A 19,644-nucleotide genomic window follows, 5' to 3' on the forward strand; every position below is an offset into this window, starting at 1 on the left:
GCTCGTAAGAGCCTTTTTTATCCAATTCAGTTATCAATTCGGGGGGATTGAATGAGAAAGAACTGGCAAACCACTTGTTTGGTGATCTTGTCTACCACGCTAGCGGCATGCGCTAGTCAAACTAGCGTACTAGAGCAACCAGTTAAACCAGAACAGCCACCAGTTGAGCTACCAAGTGTAGAGACTCCAGAAAAACCAGTCGAGAAACCAAAAGTTGAACCGGAAGTCACTCCTGACCAAAAACCTTTGCCACCTGTTGTTGAACCGGACAGAAAGACCACAGACGGTAAGCTCATTTTAGGGGAGAAAGAGTGGGTTTATATTCCTGGGTTAGAAGAGTCGTTCAGGGCTCGAATCGATACTGGTGCGACAACATCCTCCATTAGTGCCGTTGACATTAAGCCTTTTGAACGCGACGGAAAAGATTGGGTGAAATTTAAAATGGAACACGACGGAGTGAGCAGTAAAGAGATTTCTTTACCTGTTGAGCGTTGGGTTAAGATTAAACAGTCTAGTGCCGAAGGTTCACAACGCCGCGCAGTGGTGCATGCTTGGATCCAAATTGGTGACCTTAAAGAGAAAACCGAGTTTACCCTTGCAGACCGAACCCATTTGTCGTTCCCAGTATTGCTAGGACGAAGTTTCTTTAGAGATGTGGCTGTGGTTGATGTCAGCCGAAAGTACGTGCAAAAGAAACACGATTGATAGCAGAATCAGTTTTAGGTAATAAAAAAACCGCTCAATTGAAATTGAGCGGTTTTTTCTTAACGGTGATTATTGAACGTCGAGCAACTCAACGTCAAAAATTAGTGTCGCAGCTGGTGGGATAGGACCCGTGCCGCTTTTGCCATAAGCTAGGTTGCTTGGAATGAATAGGCGGAATTTATCACCTACGGTCATGTATGTTAGACCTTCCTGCCAGCCAGCGATCACTTGACCAAGACCAAAAGTGATTGGCTCACCACGGTCGACCGAGCTATCAAATACAGTGCCGTCGATCAAAGTACCGTGGTAATGTACTTTTACCTTGTTGCTCTTCGTCGGATGAACTGTACCTTCGCCTTTTTCAAGTACTAGGTATTGCAGACCACTTTCAGTGGTTACCACTCCCTCTTTTTGTCCATTTTCAGCAAGGAATGCCTGCCCTTGTTGGAAGTTCACGTCTGCCGTTTTATGGTTAGTCCAAGTACGGTAGATCATAAAGCCAGCGAGAATGACAACAACAATCGGGATAATAATTTTAGTCATGAATCCTTTCCAATAAGTTACTTTTTAATCAGGTAGTTAATCGTGTTCGCGATTTCTTCAATGGTTTCGTGCCCAGCAGTAATAATTTCATATTTACCGTTGACGATAAACGTTGGAACACCATTGATTTCGCCTTTTGTGATGATTTCATCAGCAATTTGCATTGCTTGGAACAACTGGTTTTGTTGTTCTTCAGTAATGTCGTATGGAGAAACTAAGCCACGGCTTTTAAACGCGTTGTCAATTTGACCTTTTTTCTCAGCTAATGTTGCACCATCGCCCATTTGTGCTGCGTTAAACAGGTCAAGCATCATCTCATGATCTGGCTTTTTACCCAGTTGCATCTCTGCACTGTAGTAAATCATGGCACCAATTTGTGCGCTCTCGTTGAAAGTTACATGAACCTTGCCCACACTTTGGTCGATAAGCTTTTCTAGTTTAGGAAGCTGAGACTCCATTTGTTTACAGTGACCACAGTTGAGTGAGAACACTTCTGTCACTTGTGGTAAACGGTATGTTGCTAGGTTGTTTGATAGAGTTCGGTATTGCTTACCTTCTACAGGGGTAGAGCTTTCTGAGCAACCCACCATAAGCGTAGAAATAGCGACAAGAAATAGAGCGATCATTTTTTTCATAAATTTATCTCTTTAGGAACGCATGTTAGCGAGTCAAAAGTGAAGCAGAGTTTACCGTTAACAGTGCTTGAAACAAACGGTTATCTCAGCTTGATTAGTAAATTTTAACAACTTCTATCGAGATTGGTAAAAATTTGAGCGTTTGAATCAAAATCGACGTGTAAAGCTAAAGCTTTGCGTCAACTGAACGATATAAATTAGGTAATCGGATCAATGAATGGTGAGGCAATGAGATTTTTAGCCATAGGTTTAACAACAGCAGTGCTCGCGTTAAGTGGATGCGGCACGGTACCGACAGATATGCTTACTCGCGATATGTTGCTAATCGCACCGCAAGACGAGTCAGAATTATTGCATCCAGAATGGGGCGACGCGACGATAGTGGCGCGTTCGGGTGTTCAAGGTCCCTATGGTGAAAAAAATGCGTACCAACCTCACTCTTTAGAGAGTTTTCTCGCCAAGCATAACCTAGACTACGAAGTACTGCCTGGTGGCTACAAGATGATTAGGCTGACGGACACCATTAAGTTTCAAACTGGCTCATCGCAAATTTCGAATCAATCCTCTTATTGGTTGCAAACGATCGGTCGTTATATCGCCTCGCAACCGGGTATTGATATTGTGATTGATGGTCATGCGGATAGCACTGGTGCGATGCAGTTTAACGACTCGTTATCCGTTAAACGTGCTGAAGCAGTGAAACAGCAATTAGTGAGAAATCACGTCAATAAGCAGATGATTTTTACCCGAGGCTATGGGGAGTCAGCCCCGGCTTGCAGCAATGCTACAGCCAGTGGCAAAGCGTGTAACCGCAGAGCAGAACTGCGTTTTATTCTCTCGACCGATTATTAGCTCCATTATTAACCACTCATTTGATGCAGAACGAGAATAGTGACCAAATCACTATTCTCGTTTTTTTATATGTTTATACTTACTACAACAGTGACAACCTGCAACGCCACACTCACTCAGTTAAGTTTGGTGAACAATGTAGGGTTGTGAGCAATTATTCAGAAACAAATAGGAACATGTCGTTGGAACAGAAGACGTACATCGTAGCCCTTGACCAAGGCACCACTAGTTCACGCGCGATAGTATTTGATCAGAGCGCGACCATTATCAGTTCGTCACAAAGGGAATTTGCCCAGATATACCCTAAGGCGGGGTGGGTCGAGCATGATCCTCTGGAAATTTACGCCACCCAAAGTGCAACTTTGTCAGAGGCAATAGCCAAAGCCGAGATTAGCAGTGAGCAGATCGCCGCTATTGGGATCACCAATCAGCGCGAGACGACGGTGGTTTGGAATAAACACACAGGTAAGCCCGTTTACAATGCGATTGTTTGGCAGTGTCGCCGCACCACTGAAGTGTGTGACCGCCTGACCGCAGAAGGGCATGAGCCAGTCATCAGAGAAAAAACCGGCTTAGTGCTCGACCCATACTTTTCTGCTTCAAAGATCCAATGGATTTTGGACAACGTGCCAAATGCCCGTCAGCAAGCAGAAAAGGGTAATTTACTGTTCGGCACTATCGACACTTGGTTAATGTGGAAGATGACCAAAGGTGCAGTCCATGCCACGGACTACACCAATGCGTCACGCACTATGCTATTTAATATCAATACCAAGCAGTGGGATGAAGAATTGCTTGAGCTGTTTGATATCCCTGTTTCGATGATGCCTGAAGTAAAACTGTCTTCCACTTTTTACGGCAACGCCCATATAGGCGGTGCAGTTGTACCAATTACTGGCGTTGCTGGCGATCAACAAGCGGCATTGTTTGGGCAAAAATGTATCAGTGAAGGGCAAGCCAAAAACACCTATGGTACCGGCTGCTTTTTGTTAATGAACACTGGCGAAAATAAAGTAACGTCAACTCATGGCTTATTAACAACCTTGGCATGTAATCAGGTTGGTGAGCCGGTTTACGCTTTAGAAGGCTCAGTATTTATGGGCGGCGCATCCATTCAGTGGTTGCGTGATGAACTTGAACTGATCAGTGATGCGCAGCAGTCAGAGCAGTTGGCAACCCAAGTCGAGTCGTCGAATGGTGTTTATGTTGTGCCTGCATTCACTGGTCTTGGTGCGCCTTATTGGGATGCCCATGCTAGAGGCACGATTGTAGGCTTAACTCGTGGTGTAAACGCCAAACATATTGTGCGTGCAACCTTAGAGAGTATCGCTTATCAATCGAAAGACGTGTTAGATGCAATGCTGGCAGACGCGAAAGTTTCACTCGCAGGCTTGAAAGTGGATGGTGGCGCAGTAGCGAACAATTTTTTAATGCAGTTTCAAGCGGATGTGCTGCAAACAGAAGTTCACCGACCGCAAGCAAGAGAAACCACTGCGATGGGGGCAGCGTATTTAGCGGGATTAGGCATCGGATTTTGGTCAAGTCTTGAAGCGATTCGGAGCCAAACAATGGCAGATGATTGCTTTGTACCGAGCAACGATATCGAAAAACAAACACAACGCTATAAAGGTTGGAAGCGCGCAGTAAGGTGTGCTCAAGTTTGGGCTGACATGGATAATGAGTGACAGTGTCACTAATTTGTGTTTAATAAAGCGCCTCGCTGGGGAAGACAGCGAAGGCGCTTATTTCTATCGGTAAGTTGGTTTTCAGCGATATCGCGCTGGTGTTCGTTTACGCTAAGCTAATTAACTGTTTTACCAGTTTGTTTATGCCGCTCGCCGCCTCACTCACCGATTGAGCGAGCATATAGGCTGGCGTAGACAATACGTTGTGCTTTTGATCGAAGACCACTTCATCAACATTACAAGTGACATGCTCACCACCCGCCACCGTAAAGGCTGACGCAGTATCAACGTCATTACCAATAGTGCCTTGTACGCCACTGGTGTAAATCAGTGGGATCAGGGCAGGAGCGATACATACGTATCCGGCGGGTTTACCTAATTCAGCGAACTGTTTACAAGCTTGCGCAACGGCGGGGTTGATCGTGGCATCTGCGCCTTTAAATGCGAATTCAGAGAGGTTTTTCGCTACCCCGAATCCGCCTGGAAGAAGTAGGGCATCATATTCTTCGGCATTTAAGTTTGTCACATCTTGTATATTGCCTCGCGCAATTCGTGCTGACTCTACCAGTACGTTGCGGCTTTCATTCATTTCTTCGCCAGTGATGTGATTCAGAACATGATGTTGGTTTACATTGGGTGCAAAGCAATGCCAAGAGGCGTCATTTTGCTCGATAGCAAGTAAGCAAAGCACCGATTCATGAATCTCGGCACCATCGAATACACCGCATCCACTTAATATGACTGCTACTTTTTTCATCCGTTTGATCTCCTAGTCAAAATCGCTAAGGCGCGGTTAAATTCAACGCGATATGTGTTGTATCAACTCAGCCTTTAGTTTGATGTTAGTAAAGCACTTAATCTTGTTGTTTAAAACGATCAGAGTCGTGATCTTGGTTGTTGTGGTTGCGCTCTGAATTTGAATTTGATGGCGAAGAGATAGGGTCTGATTTGACGGCATATTCTTCTTGCTCAGGATAAGGTTTAACTAAGAACGGAGTGAGCATAATGGTGGAAGGGAAAAAACGCTTCATTGATTGCACCTCAATTGAAAAGATTGGTTAGCAAAATGGTAACGTCAGGATAGCAATAGGAAATGGTTAAAATCTTATTTTTCTGAAAGTTATGAGTGGTTGGTAGGTTCCGGATTCACAAAAAGCAAAACCCCAGCGTGGCTGGGGTTTGAAATTTAGGCTGCTGAGCTTAATTTAGCGGTTTTTTTTTCTTGCTGCATTTTTACTAGGAAGTATACGTTTACGCAGGCGATGAATCCGTTAGTCAAAACCACAGGCCATGAGTCAATCATCAAACCGTAAGCAGTAAATAGCGCACAGCCGATAAAGTTTAGTACTCGCAGTTTAACAATGTCTTTCATCGTTAAAGAGATCGCAACCATAATTGATGCTGCGTAACCTAAGATTTCAACCATATTCATATCCATTAAGTGACCCTCTAAATTATATCGGTGTTAACCGATGACCATCTTCTCATCTTGAGATTCGTGAGGATTTTCCTTGCCTCGAAAGGTCTTGTTTATCTACTTAAAAATATAGCAGGGGAAATTCTGTGATTAAACCCCCAATTTTATGAAGATTGAAGGTTAGCGATTACGCAAACGTTTTGGTTAAAATTGTGATGATTTTGCTGAGAGGTTGTGAAATAAAAAAGCTCACGACTGGAGCGTGAGCTTAGGAAATCTACTTAAAGGGCTAATTATTTTTTAGCGCCTTTTTGAACTTGCTTGTCTTCTTCAGTCAGTTCGCGGATACGACGGCTGATGTCACGACGCTCTTTAGAAATCTCAGCGCTTTTGATGATGTGGTCATCTACACGGTCTTCGTAGTCAGCTTTCATGTTTTTAATGATGCCTACGATTTCATCGTGTGTCATGTCTGGCTTGATATAGTCAATCAGGTTCTCTAGTAGATCCACACGTTTGCGGTTATCACGAACTTTCTTCTCGTTATCTAGCAGCTCACGCTTTAGCTTATTTTTGCGACGAGCTTGAGATACGATTTCAAATACACCACTCATAGGTTCCTTTCCTAGTCTTAACATAAACTGACAATGATTAAATCATAACAAAGCTAGCGATAACAGTACTAAGATCAATCATTACGCCAGTTGGCGCTTTTCTGTTCAAATCGTCGCGCAAGTGATTGAGCAGACGAATAGAACGATATATGATTTTGCTAAATCATTAGTTAATTCAAGACTTAGTAATGCGTAATTCAGCTATTGTCATCCCCAAACAAGAAAAAACCAAGGTACAGTCGAAGTGCCGTAAACTGGTCAAGGCTTATAAGTTCGAACGTTCTCAGCAAGAAATTACTGAAGTTGAGTTGAATCGAGCTAAAATTGTCATGGTTGATGAAAATGGCAATATGAGACGCATTCCAATTTTAGCCGAGCATTAACAAAATATAATTACATAAGGAAGTCCCTATGAACATTGAGCTAACTCCAATTGAAGCGCGCGTAATCGGTTGTTTGATTGAAAAAGAAGTGACCACACCAGATTACTACCCGCTAACACTCAATAGTTTGACCTCGGCTTGTAATCAGAAAAGTAACCGTGAGCCGGTGATGAATCTTTCTGATAGTGAAGTACAAGAAGCCGTGGATAGTTTGATTGCTCGTAGACTGGTGAGTGATGAGAGCAGTTTCAATAGTCGTGCGAGTAAGTTTCAGCACCGTTTTTGCAATACTGAGTTTGGCGACCTAAAACTGACAGCGCAAGAAAAGGCAATCGTATGTTGCTTGCTATTACGTGGTGCTCAAACGCCAGGAGAGCTGCGCACACGCACTAACCGTCTTGCTGAGTTTACTGACGTTAAAGAGGTAGAGGCAGTGTTAGAGACGATGAGCAATCATAGTTCAGGGACGCTAGTAGTTAAACTTCCTCGCGAAGCTGGCAAACGTGAGTCGCGCTACCAGCACCTGTTCAGTGGTGAGGTTGATCTAGAAAGTTACCAAACGGCAGCAGCAAGTTCGGTACATAGTTCAAGCAAAGTAGAGCAATTGGAAGAAGAGTTAATCGCACTTAAGGAAGAAGTACAAGAATTAAGAGCACTAATCGAACAACTTAATGAGCGAATCTAACCCCTCTATTTGGAGCGTGTACTTTGTACGTACGCGCTCTAATTCACTTTATTGTGGTATTACTACCGACGTTGCCAGACGATTTGAGCAGCACGCAACGGGTAAAGGTGCCAAAGCACTTAAAGGCAAAGGTCCTCTCATCCTTGAATGGCATTGTAGCCTTAATCACAGTCGTAGCCTCGCGTCAAAAGTAGAATATCACCTAAAACAACAAACTAAATCAACGAAAGAAGCGTTAATCAGAGGTAACGTTAGCCTAAATGACGTTATACATGATGATTTATATGCGGAAATATACAGTTTGTGATGAAAGTGTATTACTCTTAAACGATAGCAATATACAAACGAAACAATACACAAATAGAACAATAATATAGAGATTTAATATGCTCAAAACAGCGTTGGCTTCGCTTATTGCCTTTACCACTACCTTTTCGGCGATAGCTTCTGCACAAACTCCCCAAGTTTTAAATGGTTACTGGCAATATGAAGAGTATCTTCAGGCTAACCCTAAACAAAAAGTCCTCACTGAGCAGTTGGTACGAGCAGTAAGAAATACGCCAGTGCCTCTCAAAATCAAGCAATCGAAGCCGATTTTGATCTCTGTGGTTTATCCAGGGCAGCAGATTTCCGATTACTGGGTGCGCAATATCAAAGCCTTTGAAGCGCGCTTGGATGAGCTTGATATTGAATATGAGTTGAATCAGGTCTTTACTCGCCCAAGTCTTGATGCAAGGCAGCAAAGCTTATCGTTACTTGAAGCGGTGCAAAATAACACCAATTATCTAATTTTTACCTTAGATACCACACGACACCGTAAATTCATCGAGCATGTACTTAGTTCAACCGACACTAAGCTGATCCTGCAAAATATTACGACACCAGTCAAAGCATGGTCTGAGCAGCAGCCGTTTATGTATGTTGGTTTCGATCATGTGATGGGCACCCAAGCACTGGAAGGGTTTTACAAACAGAATACTGCGGTAGGGGGTAAGTATTCGGTCCTCTATTTCTCTGAAGGATATGTTAGTGATGCCCGCGGTGATACTTTTATCGAAGATATGACGCATCATGATAACTATCAGTTAGTCTCTTCTTTCTACACCAAAGCGGATCGCGAGTCAGGCTATAAAGCAGCGCTCAATGCGGTAAAAAAAGACCCGGACATCGACTTTATCTACGCTTGCTCAACAGATGTGGCTCTTGGTGCGGTTAAAGCGCTCAAGGAACTCAATCGCACTGATATTCTGATCAACGGTTGGGGCGGTGGTACAGCTGAGCTAGAGGCGATCGAACGCGGTGAAATTGATGTCACGGTTATGCGTATGAACGATGATACGGGTATTGCAATGGCAGAAGCCATTAAGTGGGATTTAGAAGGCAAATCTGTACCTATTGTCTATTCGGGCGATTTTGAAGTTGTGACAACGGAAGACGGTCAAGAAAAAATTGAGCGTTTGAAACAGCGCGCATTTAGATACTCGGATCGTTAATGAATTTGTGGAATAAACGCGGGACCAATTACCGCTTCGCAACCATACTCACGCGTTCGTTGTTCGTTACGATTTGTGCAATTACGTTGTTGGTTTTGCTGCAAAACTTTCAAGTTAACCGTCAAGTGGTTGCTCAAGAGGTCGCACGTTCTAAACAACAAACGGCGAGCCTTGTTCAAGAAATATTTAACTTTCGTCTCCAGTCTATTGAGATTCAACAAGACAGTTACAGCCGCAGTCAGTCGTTGATTAAAGAACTGCGTGTAGAAAATTGCGATAACATTAATTTATTCTTTGACAGTATTGATCAAAATGATCCGGATATTTCACCGGATTTCCGTTTCATTGCCAAAGATGGTGAAATATTCTGGAACAATGAAAATCATCGATTTTATGGGATCGATGATTCGCAACTTTTTGAGTTAAGCAAACATCTGGTGACAGGTAATCATTGGTATATATCTCAAGCTCCGTCATCGATGGGGACACGTTACCTTATGGTTCGCCGCACTTCGATGATTGCGCTTGATACTGGTGAGGTCGTTGGCGACTTTTTTGTTGGGGTAGTACTTAACAATAACTTCTCGCTCGTCAAGGCGTTGCTTGATGGCAGTAACGTCGATGAATTAGCGTTGGCGGTAGGCAGTGAAGTTATCGCCTCGAGTATCAAGAGTGATGACCATAACGTTGAGTGGTTTAAACAGTATTCGCCGAATTTGAATTCAAATGAATTTATGATCTCAAAAGTGGATCTCACCATTAATGGTGTCGCGACGTACTTATCTGTTTATACCATTCAGAATAACTCCCATGTCGTGTTACTGATGCGTGGTCACTATTTGTGGATGGGAGCGATTGCCTTCGTGGTAGTCGTCATCACCTTGTACAGCCGTTATTGGTTAGGTCGACGTATATCCAACGAGTTAAAAAACTTGATGCGTTACACTGAGCAAAGCACAGAATCTGAACAAGTAGATAAATTTGCCGGTTCGACGATTTCTGAGTTCAACAAAATAGGGCAATCCTTTCATCGTTCGTTTAAGCGACTGCGTGAACAAGAAAAGCAATTTGCTGACTTATTTAACTTTGCACTTTCGCCGATCATCTTATGGGATACGCAGGGTAATTTGTTAAGAATGAACCCCGCGGCAGAACGCAGTTTTCATTGCAAAGAAAACGGCACAGATCTCTACCAGTCGATGTGTGAGTCATTGTTGCCACAAGTTTTAATGAGTGCGCAGGGCGTATCACTTACCGGCGTTAATATGGCAATAGGCAGCAAAACCTATCGCTGGAACTTTTCACCGATCATCCTTGATAACAAGACGCGAAACATCATTGCACAAGGTCAGGATGTCACTAGCTTTATTGAAGCAGAAAAACAAAGCCAGACCGCCCGCCAGGAAGCCGAGCAGCTTGCTAGTGCGCGTGCCGATTTCTTAGCCAAAATGAGCCATGAGCTTCGCACGCCGCTTAATGGTATCATCGGCATGTCGCAACTTTTACGTGAACATCTCACGAGTAAACGTGAAATTGAACATATTGATGTGCTGATTAATAGTGGTGAGCATCTGCTGGCGGTACTTAATGACATCCTCGATTTTTCTAAAATTGAGCAAGGGATGTTCCATATCCAGCATGCTGAGTTCCATATAAAAGAACTGGTGACGACGGTTGAGAAGATCTACCGCCCACTGTGTAATGAAAAGGGCGTGCAGTTAATTGTTAGCAGCAATATTGCCGACAACCAGACGGTATTTAGTGACAAAGTACGTCTAAATCAGATTTTGTTTAATTTGGTGAGCAACGCAACTAAGTTTACTCATCATGGGCAAATCGCTATCGATTTAAATCTTGAGCAGAAACAGATCAATTACGAGCTAACCATTACGATTGAAGATACTGGCATTGGTATCGATCGCAGTCGGATTCAGCATATTTTTGAACCTTTTGTCCAAGCTGACAGTACCACCGCACGCGAATACGGCGGCAGTGGCTTAGGTTTAGCGATTGTTTATAGTTTAGTGGAGCTTTTTGATGGCTCAATAGAGGTTGATAGTGAACTGGGTATCGGCACAAGGTTTATCGTTAGACTGATGATAGATGGTTTGATTGATAGCGAACTGATGCAAAACCAGTTACAAATGGTTGAGCCCGCCACGATGTTCGATCGTAATATTGAGGTACTACTTGTTGAAGACAACCAAACTAACGCATTTATTGCTAAGGCGTTTTGTGAAAAATATGGGATGAAAGTTACCTGGGTGCAAGACGGTTATAATGCGATCGATCACCTTAAGCATCATCACCAATTTGATTTGGTATTAATGGATAACCAGTTACCCAATCTTGGCGGTATCGAAACAACGAAAATCATACGTGATGAACTGATGCTCGATATTCCAATTTATGCATGTACTGCCGATGGTATGGCTGACACCAAACAGTCTTTTATTGATGCAGGTGCTGATTTCGTGATTGTAAAACCGCTCAAAGAAATCACTTTAAACCAAGCATTTCAGCACTTTCGTGTTCATTACCTGTAATTAGGTGTACTAACTTAATTGACTATAGGTTGGCAATGGTTCTTGGTTGGTTTACGCAAATGTATACGTAGACCAACCAATCCATTGTGTGACTTGAATTTTGTTCATTTAAGCCAAGTATTTTGCAATTACCTCTCGCTCGGCAGCGGTGGTTTGATAACAAAGCTTGGTTCTGCGATAAAAAATATCTTCCACGCAAAGCGCCCATTCATTTTGCACGAGATAGTCGATTTCACCCTGATAGACATCAGCGATGAGCGGTGCTTCATTATCGTTGATTGCGTTCAGTACCTGCCAGACCTCAACACCGTAGAGATCTATCAAGCGTGTAATTGTCTCTGTTGCAAGCGATGGGAATTGAGTGGCAACTTGGCGTTGCAGCAGGTTGCAATCAAGACCATCCGCCTCATTAAATACCGTGTGTTCGCTATTACTGGGACTAAGCCTGGTAAAGAATGGTTTAAGTTGATCAACCGCTTTCTGTGCTAGTTTGCGGTAAGTGGTAAGCTTACCTCCGTAGACAGTAAGTAGCGGCAGATTAGTTTCAATGCTAGACACCAACTGATAATCCCGGCTCTGATTTTGCGCATCAACACCAGAGTCACCAAATAGTGGTCTCACACCGGAAAAACTACTGATAACGTCTGGCGGTGAGAGCTGGATAGAAAAATTCTGGTTGCAGACATCAAGTAAGTATTCAATTTCTTGATCGGATGTCGTGACTTGATACGGGTCACCACTAAATGGGATATCCGTAGTGCCGATCATAGTGTATTTATCTAAGTAAGGGATGACGAAGACAACACGTTTATCTGGGCTTTGTAAAATATAGGCTTCTTCACCAGCGTAGAGTTTGTCCACAATTAAATGGGAGCCTTTAACTAGCTGCATCTGATAAGGGCTGTTGTCTTCACTTCGCTGTTCTAGAAATTGCGCTGCCCAAGGACCAGTTGCATTGACCACTGCGCGGCAGTGACGAATCGCCTTACTTTTTAACCGAGAGTCGTACAACTCAACGTGCCATAAATCGCCATCGCGACGAACACTGAGCACTTCACAATAATTCCTCACTTCTGCACCGTATTGATGGGCTTGCTTGACGTTCGCTATCACGAGTCGTGAATCGTCGACCCAACAATCAGAATATTCAAATGCGGTAGAGAGTGAGGGCTGTAAGCCATGCTCTCTGTTGAGTTGTATAGTTTTACTTGGTTTTAAAATGCTTCGTCTTGCGAGGTGGTCATAGAGAAACAAGCCGGTTTTAATCAACCATTTTGGACGTAGGGCAGAATGGTGCGGTAAACGGAAGCGCATCGGTTTTATGATATGTGATGCTTTATTGAGTAGTATTTCACGTTCCGCTAGTGCTTCTCTGACTAAACGGAATTTAAATTGCTCTAAATACCTAAGTCCACCGTGAATGAGTTTGGAACTTGCAGAAGAAGTGGCAACAGCAAAATCTTTGGCTTCATAGAGCCCAACTGTTAAACCTCGACTCGCGGCTTCACTGGCGATTCCTGCGCCATTGATACCACCACCGATGACGATAACGTCGAGTGGCGCGGAGATAGTAGGAAACTCGTCATGATTGACCATACTCGTCCTCGTGGTAAATCAAACTGCAATAGTGCGATTTATCAAGAGTATAGCTGACATTTCGAAGGTTAGGTTTAACCTTGCAAAAGTGAGATCAGAACAAGTTACGCAAAAAGGCATGCTCTTCATCACTGATCACCGCCTTGGGCTGATAATCTAACTTGGCATCAATTGCGCCTCTTAGTTCAGCCAGTTGATGAGGCGTCAGTTTATGAAGTTGCGCTTTCAACATATCTAAGCGTGAGACGGTTGGTTGTTGTCCCGCATCTTGAGGTTGATAGTTAACAGAATAGTTTACTGTGCTGTTGCGGTTCATAAATCCTCCGATTTCCAGACCAATCCAGAATAGAAGATCTGTGCTGAGTAATGTCCGTGCAATGTCAGAGGAAAGCGAGAAGTCGGTGAAACCAACTTCTCGTGCTACAAGGCTTATTGAGGCGTATTCTGGTTGGTAGAAATGCGCACGGCGCACTTGCTTGCCAGAGAGTGCAGTTCAGGCAGCATACGGTAGATGAGATATAATTGTTGCAATACAAACCTTGCTGAAGAATCGTCTTCTTCTCGCCATTCTGCCAATCTAGACTCCAGTGCAGGGTCATCAATGTCAGAAGTATCACACTCAATGCATTGATCATGTAACTGGGTATAAAGTACATCAAGATGACGATGGATCACTCGGTGTGACTGTAAGACAAGTTGATGGGTTGTGTCGTTTTCAATTCGCTGGCGATGCGCGCCCATTGCTGACACATAACTAAGCAGCGCATGGCTTAATGTCAGCAAGCGGAAGCTTTCATCGACAGCGCCACGATATTTACCTGGCTCTACTAGCATTGAGCTTACTGCAGTTGATAAATTGGCATCTTGGTTGTGTGCGTTTCGACGTGCAATGCGATAGGCGAGGCTATCGTTTTTTCCGATGCGATATTGCCCGATGATTTGTGCAAGATAGTCTTTGTTGGCTTTAACCGCTTCCGCCATGACTTTATGTAAGCGTTTAGACTGCCAATCTGGAAAAATGAACGTTACCGCGGCTACCGCGAGACCACAGCCGACTAGGGTATCCGCTAAGCGCGGCAGAACAACAGCAAAACCCTCACCCAGCTGATTAAAGCAGAACAAGACTAATAAGGTGATAAACCCGGTGGCGTAACCATAATTAGCAATCCTAAACGCGAAGAAAGCGACGCCGGAAAGAACGATAAAAAACAACTGACTCTCTTGTGATGGAAACATTGCGAGTAACGGTGCACCAATCAGTAAGCCTGCTAATGTGCCCGCAACACGCGCGACGAGCTTTTGCTTCGTGGCACTGTAGTTAGGCTGACAGACGAATAGGGTGGTGAGTAAGATCCAATAACCTCGCTCTATATCGAACAACTGAATGATGCCGTAACCAATGGTTAGCGCTAACGACATGCGTACCGCATGGCGAAATAGCATCGAATCCTTATTGAGATTGGCTTTAACGCGTTGCCACATCACCTTAGGTGTATGTGCGTCTGTATCGTCCAGTACCCCTTCTTCAAGGCGGTTAGCATCTGGGTTATTTATATTGCTTAGCTGCTTATCAACAGTGGCTAAGTTATTAAACAGGTAACTAAGTTGTACCAGCAATAGACGCCACTGTGGGTTTTGCTGCTCTTGTAAGAAGCTAATTGAGGACTGTAATTCATCAAGCGCTAAAATAGAGTCATCATATTGATAGTTATTACCTAAACGGATCGCGTTGGCGATCTCGCGGCACGCTTTACTTTGCACTTCGAGCAAATGCTTAAAACGGAACAATACATCGGAACGACCAAAATGCTCGGCTAACTCTTGATAGCGATAGTGGCTGGAACTTAGGCGTTCATGGATATCTTGAGCAAGGAAATAGATACTCAAGAATCGGTCGCTGGCACCATCAACATGACCACGTTTAGAGCGATTCAGTAATGTGAGTTTACATTGGTTTAGCGCAGACACTGTGGCCGCATTAAGGTTGGCTTCGCGGATGCGATATGGTTGTGGATTGAGGTCGACAACAGGATAGAAAAGCTCACTTTTTGCATCTAAGTAATCGGCCAATGCTAGGAACACATTAGCCAATCCTTGTTGTACCGGTTGCATCGGCCAGAACATATGCCACAGCATCGACATAAAGAAGTACCAAATGGCACCGGTAAGTAGCATTAATGGCTGAAACCATAAGTTGGTGCTTTCATGCGCGCCAAGCATGGTGTAGATGGCAATCAACAGCGAGCCAAATGCAATACTGGCGTAGCGTGGACCGATTGAGCCCAGCATAATAAAGCCAAACGTCGAGATAAACAGACCAATAGCAAACAAAGGTGGGTGGTCGAAGAGCAGCTCTATCGAAAATGAAGCGAAGGCAAAACAGATTAGGGTTAACGTTACCGACTTAATCCGACCGGTAAAACTGTCGTCACTTTCTGCCAACGCAGCCGCAATCACCCCAAGAATAAGAGGAATAATCAGCGTGTTGAGTTGGTAATACCATGCGGGAAGAACAACGCCAAGTAGGGTTGTTAAGATCAGTAAGCTGTAATTGAAGGTTTTGTTTGTCCAATAATTACGTAATTGACTTAGAAAGTGCACAAAGTATCCAACATCCGTTTTATTCGAAACATTATAGTATCAAACAATCTTCTCTTAGCATCTGACCTAGATAAATATATTGCACTGATTGGTGTTATTTTGCGCAGCCGATACTCAAAAATGCTATCAATCTGAAAATCATCACAAATCACATCACTTAACGGTTAATTGTTGGTCCAATAGTTAGGATTGACAGGGAATTTTCAAAACATTTTTTAAATCAATTTACCGATGCGGTATGATGGCGGTAACGGAATCTACAGGCTTTATCGAATGCAGCTAATAGCGAATAAGACTGCAAAGTTTTTTATTCAAAATGAATACCACCATGTGTCGATTGATAATGATTATCTCGTTTTATGCTCTGACACGAGTGAAGAGAGAATTCCTTTTAATATATGGAACGGTAATGTTGAAATTAAGCGCGGCTTATTTTGGGGCGCTTTGCAGTTTTTTGCTCATCCTGAAGAAGGTAAACAACAGTCATGGTTAGTACAAGGCTTGCCTTGGCTACACTGTCGTCAATTTGCCCGTTATGCAATTAAGCATTATCAACAGTGGCATGAGCAGCAATGTACTCAATTAGTTGAGCACTTACCTCGTTGGGAAGAGCGTGTATACGCATTAGAGAAAGCGCAGCATTTTGTGCCCCACTCAGAACTGGAATCTTGGTTGAATCTAGCCACGAGTGACTTTGAAAAGATGTCGATGACACTTTTTGAGGCAAGCCATCGTTTACCAACGCGTATGGCAAAAATTGTCCCTTGGATTGAAAATGCGCAAGAGACGTTACAAAAGCGTAATAATGATTGGATTATCAATGAATTAGATAATTGGGAAGTGCTATTTTCTCAAATCGAATCTTCGCCTTTGAATTTGAGCCAAAAGCAAGCTGTGCTGCTTAACGACAATAATAACCTAGTATTGGCTGGTGCGGGCTCAGGTAAAACCAGTGTATTAACTGCGCGTGTTGCTTATCTGTTACAAAGCCATATGGCAAAAGCTGATCAAATTTTAATGCTAGCCTTTGGTCGTGATGCCGCTGATGAGATGAAACAGCGTTTACTTGGTAAAGTTGGTCCTTCAACTGAGCAGGTTCGAGTCAATACATTCCACCAACTTGGTTTATATATTCTTCGTCAGGTCGAAGGCGAACAAGTAAAAATGTCTCAGATTGCGTTGGACGACAATCTACGACAAGCTTGGTGCACAGATTGGCTCAAGCGCCATTGGATGACACCAACCAGCTATAAACGTTGGCAAAAGCACTTGGCTAAATGGCCGATAGCGTATATTGCTGGTGATGATGAGCTCGGCAGCCATGTTGAAAACCCGAAATTGATTGCTTGGCTGGAAAAGCAGGTAATGCAATTAGCGGCGATGGGCTGCAGCAAAAAAGAAGTTCAAGAGCAAATTGTTAATCACGATGAATATAGTCGTTTAAATAGCGAATTAGCATTAGTCTGGCCTTGTTATCAAGCGTGGCAAGATATGTTGAAAGAGCAAGGCGAAATTGATTTTAACACTATGATAAGCCGTGCCCATCAGTACGTGGTTAAAGGTAAATTCAGTGCGCCTTGGAAGTTCATCATGATCGATGAGTACCAAGATATTTCCCCGCAACGTCTGGCTTTGATTGAAGCGCTTTGCGCGAATAATCGTAACGAAAACTGCGTATTGTTTGGTGTGGGTGATGATTGGCAGTCGATTTATCAATTTGCTGGTTCAGACGTGGATTTGACCACCGGTTTCAGTCAGCGATTCCCAAATTCGACATTGCATTATCTTGATACTACTTACCGCTTTAACAATCAGTTGGGGCTGGTCGCGAATCAGTTCGTGCAGCAAAACCCGAACCAACTTGCTAAGCAACTAAACAGCCATAAAGAACACAAAGCGAAAGCGGTGTCGCTAATCCCGATGGCTAATGTTGAGAAGATTCTCGATCAGATTGATCGTAAATCTAAGGGACGTGCTCAAGTTTTGTTGTTAGGGCGTAATCATTACCATAAACCAGAACTGTTTGATGATTGGCAGAAACAGTTTAAGCAACTCGATATTAAGTTCATGACGTGTCATGCGAGTAAAGGGCGAGAAGCGGATTATGTGGTGGTGTTAAATGTTGATGAAGGGCAATTCCCTTCCCGGGTTAAGATGCTCCACCTCGACGGAGTGCTAACCAGTTCGAAAGATGTTTTTCCACATGCGGAAGAGCGCCGTCTGTTTTATGTCGCATTAACTCGTGCTAAGAAGAAGGTTTGGGTGGCGTATAACGGCAGTGGCTCTTGCTTTGTCAAAGAGTTACTAGAAGGGGACTACCCAATTCAGCACACGGCTAAGTAGTTTTCATTTCGACCAAATAAAAAACCGAAGCTTTGACTTCGGTTTTTTTGTTCGATTAATCGCTTATGTGCGGTCAGCTAAATAAGCTTGATAGTCAGGGATCTCAATATCCACTTCTTGTTCAATCAGTTCTGATTCGAATAAGAATTTCGCAGTTGCGCGGTTGGTTGCTACTGGGATATTCCAAACGCTTGCAATACGAAGCAGCGCTTTTACATCAGGATCATGCGGAACTGCGTTTAGTGGATCCCAGAAGAAAATCAACACATCGATTTGCCCTTCAGAAATCAAAGCGCCTAACTGCTGATCGCCACCCATTGGACCGCTAATCAGAGATTTGATCGCCAGACCGGTCTCTTTACTTAACATGTTACCAGTGGTGCCTGTCGCGTACAGGAAGTGTTTTTGTAGTTTTTCTTTGTTCTCTTTTACCCAACGCAATAGCTCAGGCTTGCAGTTGTCATGTGCGACAAGCGCAACGTGTTTGTGAGCTGGCATGGTACGCGTAGTTTTTTGCATCTAATAATCCTAATTATGAACGTAAAACGTAGGGCGATACTCTGACGGAGACAGAGACTCAGCGATCACTTTAGGGCTGAGTTTATGTGGTGTCAAAGCTTCTATAATTGGGGCTTCAATTTTTTCATAAGGCGTCCCATTCAAGAAGGCGATCGCTTGCCTTAGCGAAAGACGACCTTGAAGTACCATCTTATCGGTTGGGGCAAATTCAACGCGATTTCGCAGCAGACCGCGGTATACGCCATGACTGAGATAGGTTGAGACTAAACTAATCTCGCCGGTTTTTCCGGCAGAACGAAGTTCACTGATCGCAGCTTCAATGGCAACCGCGCTACCGACAATGTAGTCAATGTCGTGTGACTCAATCGCTTTTTGTACTAGGTTGCGTTGCAGTTCTTTATCATTATCTGCCCAATAGGTATCGACCACTCTAATATCACTGCCACGAATTGCGGATAGTAGACCTTGGATAACGGGTTTTGTACCACCGCTAGATTGAGGTCCTGGGAGTAACGCAATGTTTGTGATGCCTGAACCTTTAGGGTGTTTATGCTTTAAGTACTCACCAGTGTAATAACCCATCCAATACCAATCTACTCCAACCACGCCTTTTAGCACTGAAGCATTGTCTTTATTGACATCGAGTTGGTTTACAGTAGCAAAGACAGGGATGGATGCGGACGCTTTATTCAGTGATGAATAGAACATATCAGGCGCCACGGTACCTAAGATGATCGCATCGGCGTTCCATTTGATACACAGATCCAATTGCTCTTTTTGCTTGTCTTGGTTCGGATAGCCGCCTGCCTCCAAAACGCGCAGTTCAACGCCTTGTTTTCGAGCCTCATCAACCATGCCATAGTTGACGGAAAGCCAGTAAGAATCCTTGAGATGCGGATAGAGAGCACAAATGCGCAACGGTTCCTTCGCTAGCGCGGAGCTTGAAAATAACAAGCCCAGTAAAATGGTGCAGCATAACTTGATGCTAATCGTTGGGAATGAAGGAAATAACATGACGCTTTTCGTT

The 19,644-nt window shown here is 43.7% G+C and carries 20 protein-coding genes; 9 read left to right on the top strand and 11 right to left on the bottom strand.

Annotated elements, in window-relative coordinates:
- The first annotated feature begins 51 nt into the window (after positions 1 to 51).
- Positions 52 to 705 carry a putative ATP-dependent zinc protease gene (locus GZN30_RS17930; protein ID WP_075652569.1) on the top strand — a complete coding sequence of 218 codons (654 nt, stop codon included), beginning with the start codon at positions 52 to 54 and terminating at the stop codon, positions 703 to 705.
- Positions 706 to 774: 69 nt separating this feature from the next.
- Here the strand turns inward: GZN30_RS17930 and GZN30_RS17935 are convergent, their stop codons facing one another.
- Both GZN30_RS17935 and GZN30_RS17940 read right to left on the bottom strand, forming a co-directional pair.
- Positions 775 to 1,248: an FKBP-type peptidyl-prolyl cis-trans isomerase gene (locus GZN30_RS17935; protein ID WP_075652570.1), complete on the bottom strand. Its 474-nt coding sequence runs from the start codon at positions 1,246 to 1,248 to the stop codon at positions 775 to 777.
- Positions 1,249 to 1,265: 17 nt separating this feature from the next.
- Positions 1,266 to 1,883: a thiol:disulfide interchange protein DsbA/DsbL gene (locus tag GZN30_RS17940; protein ID WP_075652571.1), complete on the bottom strand. Its 618-nt coding sequence runs from the start codon at positions 1,881 to 1,883 to the stop codon at positions 1,266 to 1,268.
- A gap of 228 nt (positions 1,884 to 2,111) precedes the next feature.
- Here GZN30_RS17940 and GZN30_RS17945 point away from each other — a divergent pair, with 228 nt between their 5' ends.
- Together GZN30_RS17945 and glpK are read left to right on the top strand one after the other, a co-directional pair.
- The gene (locus GZN30_RS17945) at positions 2,112 to 2,735 is read left to right on the top strand and encodes an OmpA family protein (protein WP_075652648.1); all 624 of its coding nucleotides are present in this window, start codon (positions 2,112 to 2,114) and stop codon (positions 2,733 to 2,735) included.
- Positions 2,736 to 2,917: 182 nt separating this feature from the next.
- Complete coding sequence (glpK, locus tag GZN30_RS17950) at positions 2,918 to 4,420, top strand: glycerol kinase GlpK (protein WP_075652649.1); 1,503 nt, start codon at positions 2,918 to 2,920, stop codon at positions 4,418 to 4,420.
- A 106-nt stretch (positions 4,421 to 4,526) separates the two neighbouring features.
- Here glpK and elbB read toward each other — a convergent pair whose 3' ends face one another.
- From elbB to GZN30_RS17965, 4 genes are all read right to left on the bottom strand, one after another.
- Positions 4,527 to 5,177, bottom strand: coding sequence for an isoprenoid biosynthesis glyoxalase ElbB (gene elbB, locus GZN30_RS17955; RefSeq protein WP_075652572.1), 651 nt, complete (start codon positions 5,175 to 5,177; stop codon positions 4,527 to 4,529).
- A 97-nt stretch (positions 5,178 to 5,274) separates the two neighbouring features.
- The gene (locus GZN30_RS21335) at positions 5,275 to 5,451 is read right to left on the bottom strand and encodes a hypothetical protein (RefSeq protein ID WP_167521321.1); all 177 of its coding nucleotides are present in this window, start codon (positions 5,449 to 5,451) and stop codon (positions 5,275 to 5,277) included.
- 155 nt (positions 5,452 to 5,606) lie between these two features.
- Positions 5,607 to 5,858, bottom strand: a complete 252-nt coding sequence (locus tag GZN30_RS17960; protein ID WP_075652573.1) for a YgjV family protein — start codon at positions 5,856 to 5,858, stop codon at positions 5,607 to 5,609.
- A 272-nt stretch (positions 5,859 to 6,130) separates the two neighbouring features.
- Positions 6,131 to 6,451: a DUF496 family protein gene (locus GZN30_RS17965; protein WP_075652574.1), complete on the bottom strand. Its 321-nt coding sequence runs from the start codon at positions 6,449 to 6,451 to the stop codon at positions 6,131 to 6,133.
- 188 nt (positions 6,452 to 6,639) lie between these two features.
- On the opposite strand from GZN30_RS17965, the gene GZN30_RS17970 reads away from it, so the two are divergent.
- From GZN30_RS17970 to luxQ, 5 genes are all read left to right on the top strand, one after another.
- Positions 6,640 to 6,834 carry a hypothetical protein gene (locus GZN30_RS17970; protein ID WP_075652575.1) on the top strand — a complete coding sequence of 65 codons (195 nt, stop codon included), beginning with the start codon at positions 6,640 to 6,642 and terminating at the stop codon, positions 6,832 to 6,834.
- A gap of 28 nt (positions 6,835 to 6,862) precedes the next feature.
- Positions 6,863 to 7,519, top strand: a complete 657-nt coding sequence (locus GZN30_RS17975; protein WP_075652576.1) for a YceH family protein — start codon at positions 6,863 to 6,865, stop codon at positions 7,517 to 7,519.
- Positions 7,506 to 7,826, top strand: a complete 321-nt coding sequence (locus GZN30_RS17980) for a GIY-YIG nuclease family protein (RefSeq protein ID WP_075652577.1) — start codon at positions 7,506 to 7,508, stop codon at positions 7,824 to 7,826. Before GZN30_RS17975 ends, GZN30_RS17980 begins: the two co-directional genes overlap by 14 nt.
- Before the next feature lie 79 nt (positions 7,827 to 7,905).
- Entirely contained in the window at positions 7,906 to 9,012 is a 1,107-nt protein-coding gene (locus GZN30_RS17985; protein WP_075652578.1) for an autoinducer 2-binding periplasmic protein LuxP, read from the top strand.
- Positions 9,012 to 11,558: a quorum-sensing autoinducer 2 sensor kinase/phosphatase LuxQ gene (gene luxQ / locus GZN30_RS17990; RefSeq protein ID WP_075652579.1), complete on the top strand. Its 2,547-nt coding sequence runs from the start codon at positions 9,012 to 9,014 to the stop codon at positions 11,556 to 11,558. The genes GZN30_RS17985 and luxQ overlap by 1 nt, the downstream gene beginning before the upstream one ends.
- A gap of 108 nt (positions 11,559 to 11,666) precedes the next feature.
- Here the strand turns inward: luxQ and glpD are convergent, their stop codons facing one another.
- The 3 genes from glpD to yccS all read right to left on the bottom strand — a co-directional run bounded on the left by glpD (position 11,667) and on the right by yccS (position 15,755).
- Positions 11,667 to 13,154 carry a glycerol-3-phosphate dehydrogenase gene (glpD, locus tag GZN30_RS17995; protein ID WP_075652580.1) on the bottom strand — a complete coding sequence of 496 codons (1,488 nt, stop codon included), beginning with the start codon at positions 13,152 to 13,154 and terminating at the stop codon, positions 11,667 to 11,669.
- 94 nt (positions 13,155 to 13,248) lie between these two features.
- Positions 13,249 to 13,470 (bottom strand): hypothetical protein, encoded by a 222-nt coding sequence (locus GZN30_RS18000; RefSeq protein ID WP_075652581.1) that lies wholly within the window; start codon positions 13,468 to 13,470, stop codon positions 13,249 to 13,251.
- Positions 13,471 to 13,583: 113 nt separating this feature from the next.
- Positions 13,584 to 15,755, bottom strand: a complete 2,172-nt coding sequence (gene yccS, locus GZN30_RS18005; RefSeq protein ID WP_075652582.1) for a YccS family putative transporter — start codon at positions 15,753 to 15,755, stop codon at positions 13,584 to 13,586.
- A gap of 273 nt (positions 15,756 to 16,028) precedes the next feature.
- Between yccS and helD the strand changes: the two genes are divergently transcribed.
- Positions 16,029 to 18,098: a DNA helicase IV gene (gene helD, locus GZN30_RS18010; protein ID WP_075652583.1), complete on the top strand. Its 2,070-nt coding sequence runs from the start codon at positions 16,029 to 16,031 to the stop codon at positions 18,096 to 18,098.
- A gap of 63 nt (positions 18,099 to 18,161) precedes the next feature.
- Here helD and GZN30_RS18015 read toward each other — a convergent pair whose 3' ends face one another.
- Both GZN30_RS18015 and torT read right to left on the bottom strand, forming a co-directional pair.
- The gene (locus GZN30_RS18015) at positions 18,162 to 18,617 is read right to left on the bottom strand and encodes a methylglyoxal synthase (RefSeq protein WP_075652584.1); all 456 of its coding nucleotides are present in this window, start codon (positions 18,615 to 18,617) and stop codon (positions 18,162 to 18,164) included.
- 9 nt (positions 18,618 to 18,626) lie between these two features.
- Complete coding sequence (gene torT, locus GZN30_RS18020; protein ID WP_075652585.1) at positions 18,627 to 19,631, bottom strand: TMAO reductase system periplasmic protein TorT; 1,005 nt, start codon at positions 19,629 to 19,631, stop codon at positions 18,627 to 18,629.
- Positions 19,632 to 19,644 lie beyond the last annotated feature (13 nt).

The sequence above is a fragment of the Vibrio ponticus genome (assembly GCF_009938225.1).
GTDB lineage: Bacteria > Pseudomonadota > Gammaproteobacteria > Enterobacterales > Vibrionaceae > Vibrio > Vibrio ponticus.

What these genes read in the sequence shown, in the direction of transcription:
- GZN30_RS17930 (WP_075652569.1), top strand. Translation starts at nt 52, where the DNA reads ATGAGAAAGAACTGGCAAACCACTTGTTTGGTGATCTTGTCTACCACG.
- GZN30_RS17935 (WP_075652570.1), bottom strand. Translation starts at nt 1,248, where the DNA reads ATGACTAAAATTATTATCCCGATTGTTGTTGTCATTCTCGCTGGCTTT.
- GZN30_RS17940 (WP_075652571.1), bottom strand. Translation starts at nt 1,883, where the DNA reads ATGAAAAAAATGATCGCTCTATTTCTTGTCGCTATTTCTACGCTTATG.
- GZN30_RS17945 (WP_075652648.1), top strand. Translation starts at nt 2,112, where the DNA reads ATGAGATTTTTAGCCATAGGTTTAACAACAGCAGTGCTCGCGTTAAGT.
- elbB (WP_075652572.1), bottom strand. Translation starts at nt 5,177, where the DNA reads ATGAAAAAAGTAGCAGTCATATTAAGTGGATGCGGTGTATTCGATGGT.
- GZN30_RS21335 (WP_167521321.1), bottom strand. Translation starts at nt 5,451, where the DNA reads ATGAAGCGTTTTTTCCCTTCCACCATTATGCTCACTCCGTTCTTAGTT.
- GZN30_RS17960 (WP_075652573.1), bottom strand. Translation starts at nt 5,858, where the DNA reads ATGGATATGAATATGGTTGAAATCTTAGGTTACGCAGCATCAATTATG.
- GZN30_RS17965 (WP_075652574.1), bottom strand. Translation starts at nt 6,451, where the DNA reads ATGAGTGGTGTATTTGAAATCGTATCTCAAGCTCGTCGCAAAAATAAG.
- GZN30_RS17970 (WP_075652575.1), top strand. Translation starts at nt 6,640, where the DNA reads ATGCGTAATTCAGCTATTGTCATCCCCAAACAAGAAAAAACCAAGGTA.
- GZN30_RS17975 (WP_075652576.1), top strand. Translation starts at nt 6,863, where the DNA reads ATGAACATTGAGCTAACTCCAATTGAAGCGCGCGTAATCGGTTGTTTG.
- GZN30_RS17980 (WP_075652577.1), top strand. Translation starts at nt 7,506, where the DNA reads ATGAGCGAATCTAACCCCTCTATTTGGAGCGTGTACTTTGTACGTACG.
- GZN30_RS17985 (WP_075652578.1), top strand. Translation starts at nt 7,906, where the DNA reads ATGCTCAAAACAGCGTTGGCTTCGCTTATTGCCTTTACCACTACCTTT.
- luxQ (WP_075652579.1), top strand. Translation starts at nt 9,012, where the DNA reads ATGAATTTGTGGAATAAACGCGGGACCAATTACCGCTTCGCAACCATA.
- glpD (WP_075652580.1), bottom strand. Translation starts at nt 13,154, where the DNA reads ATGGTCAATCATGACGAGTTTCCTACTATCTCCGCGCCACTCGACGTT.
- GZN30_RS18000 (WP_075652581.1), bottom strand. Translation starts at nt 13,470, where the DNA reads ATGAACCGCAACAGCACAGTAAACTATTCTGTTAACTATCAACCTCAA.
- helD (WP_075652583.1), top strand. Translation starts at nt 16,029, where the DNA reads ATGCAGCTAATAGCGAATAAGACTGCAAAGTTTTTTATTCAAAATGAA.
- GZN30_RS18015 (WP_075652584.1), bottom strand. Translation starts at nt 18,617, where the DNA reads ATGCAAAAAACTACGCGTACCATGCCAGCTCACAAACACGTTGCGCTT.
- torT (WP_075652585.1), bottom strand. Translation starts at nt 19,631, where the DNA reads ATGTTATTTCCTTCATTCCCAACGATTAGCATCAAGTTATGCTGCACC.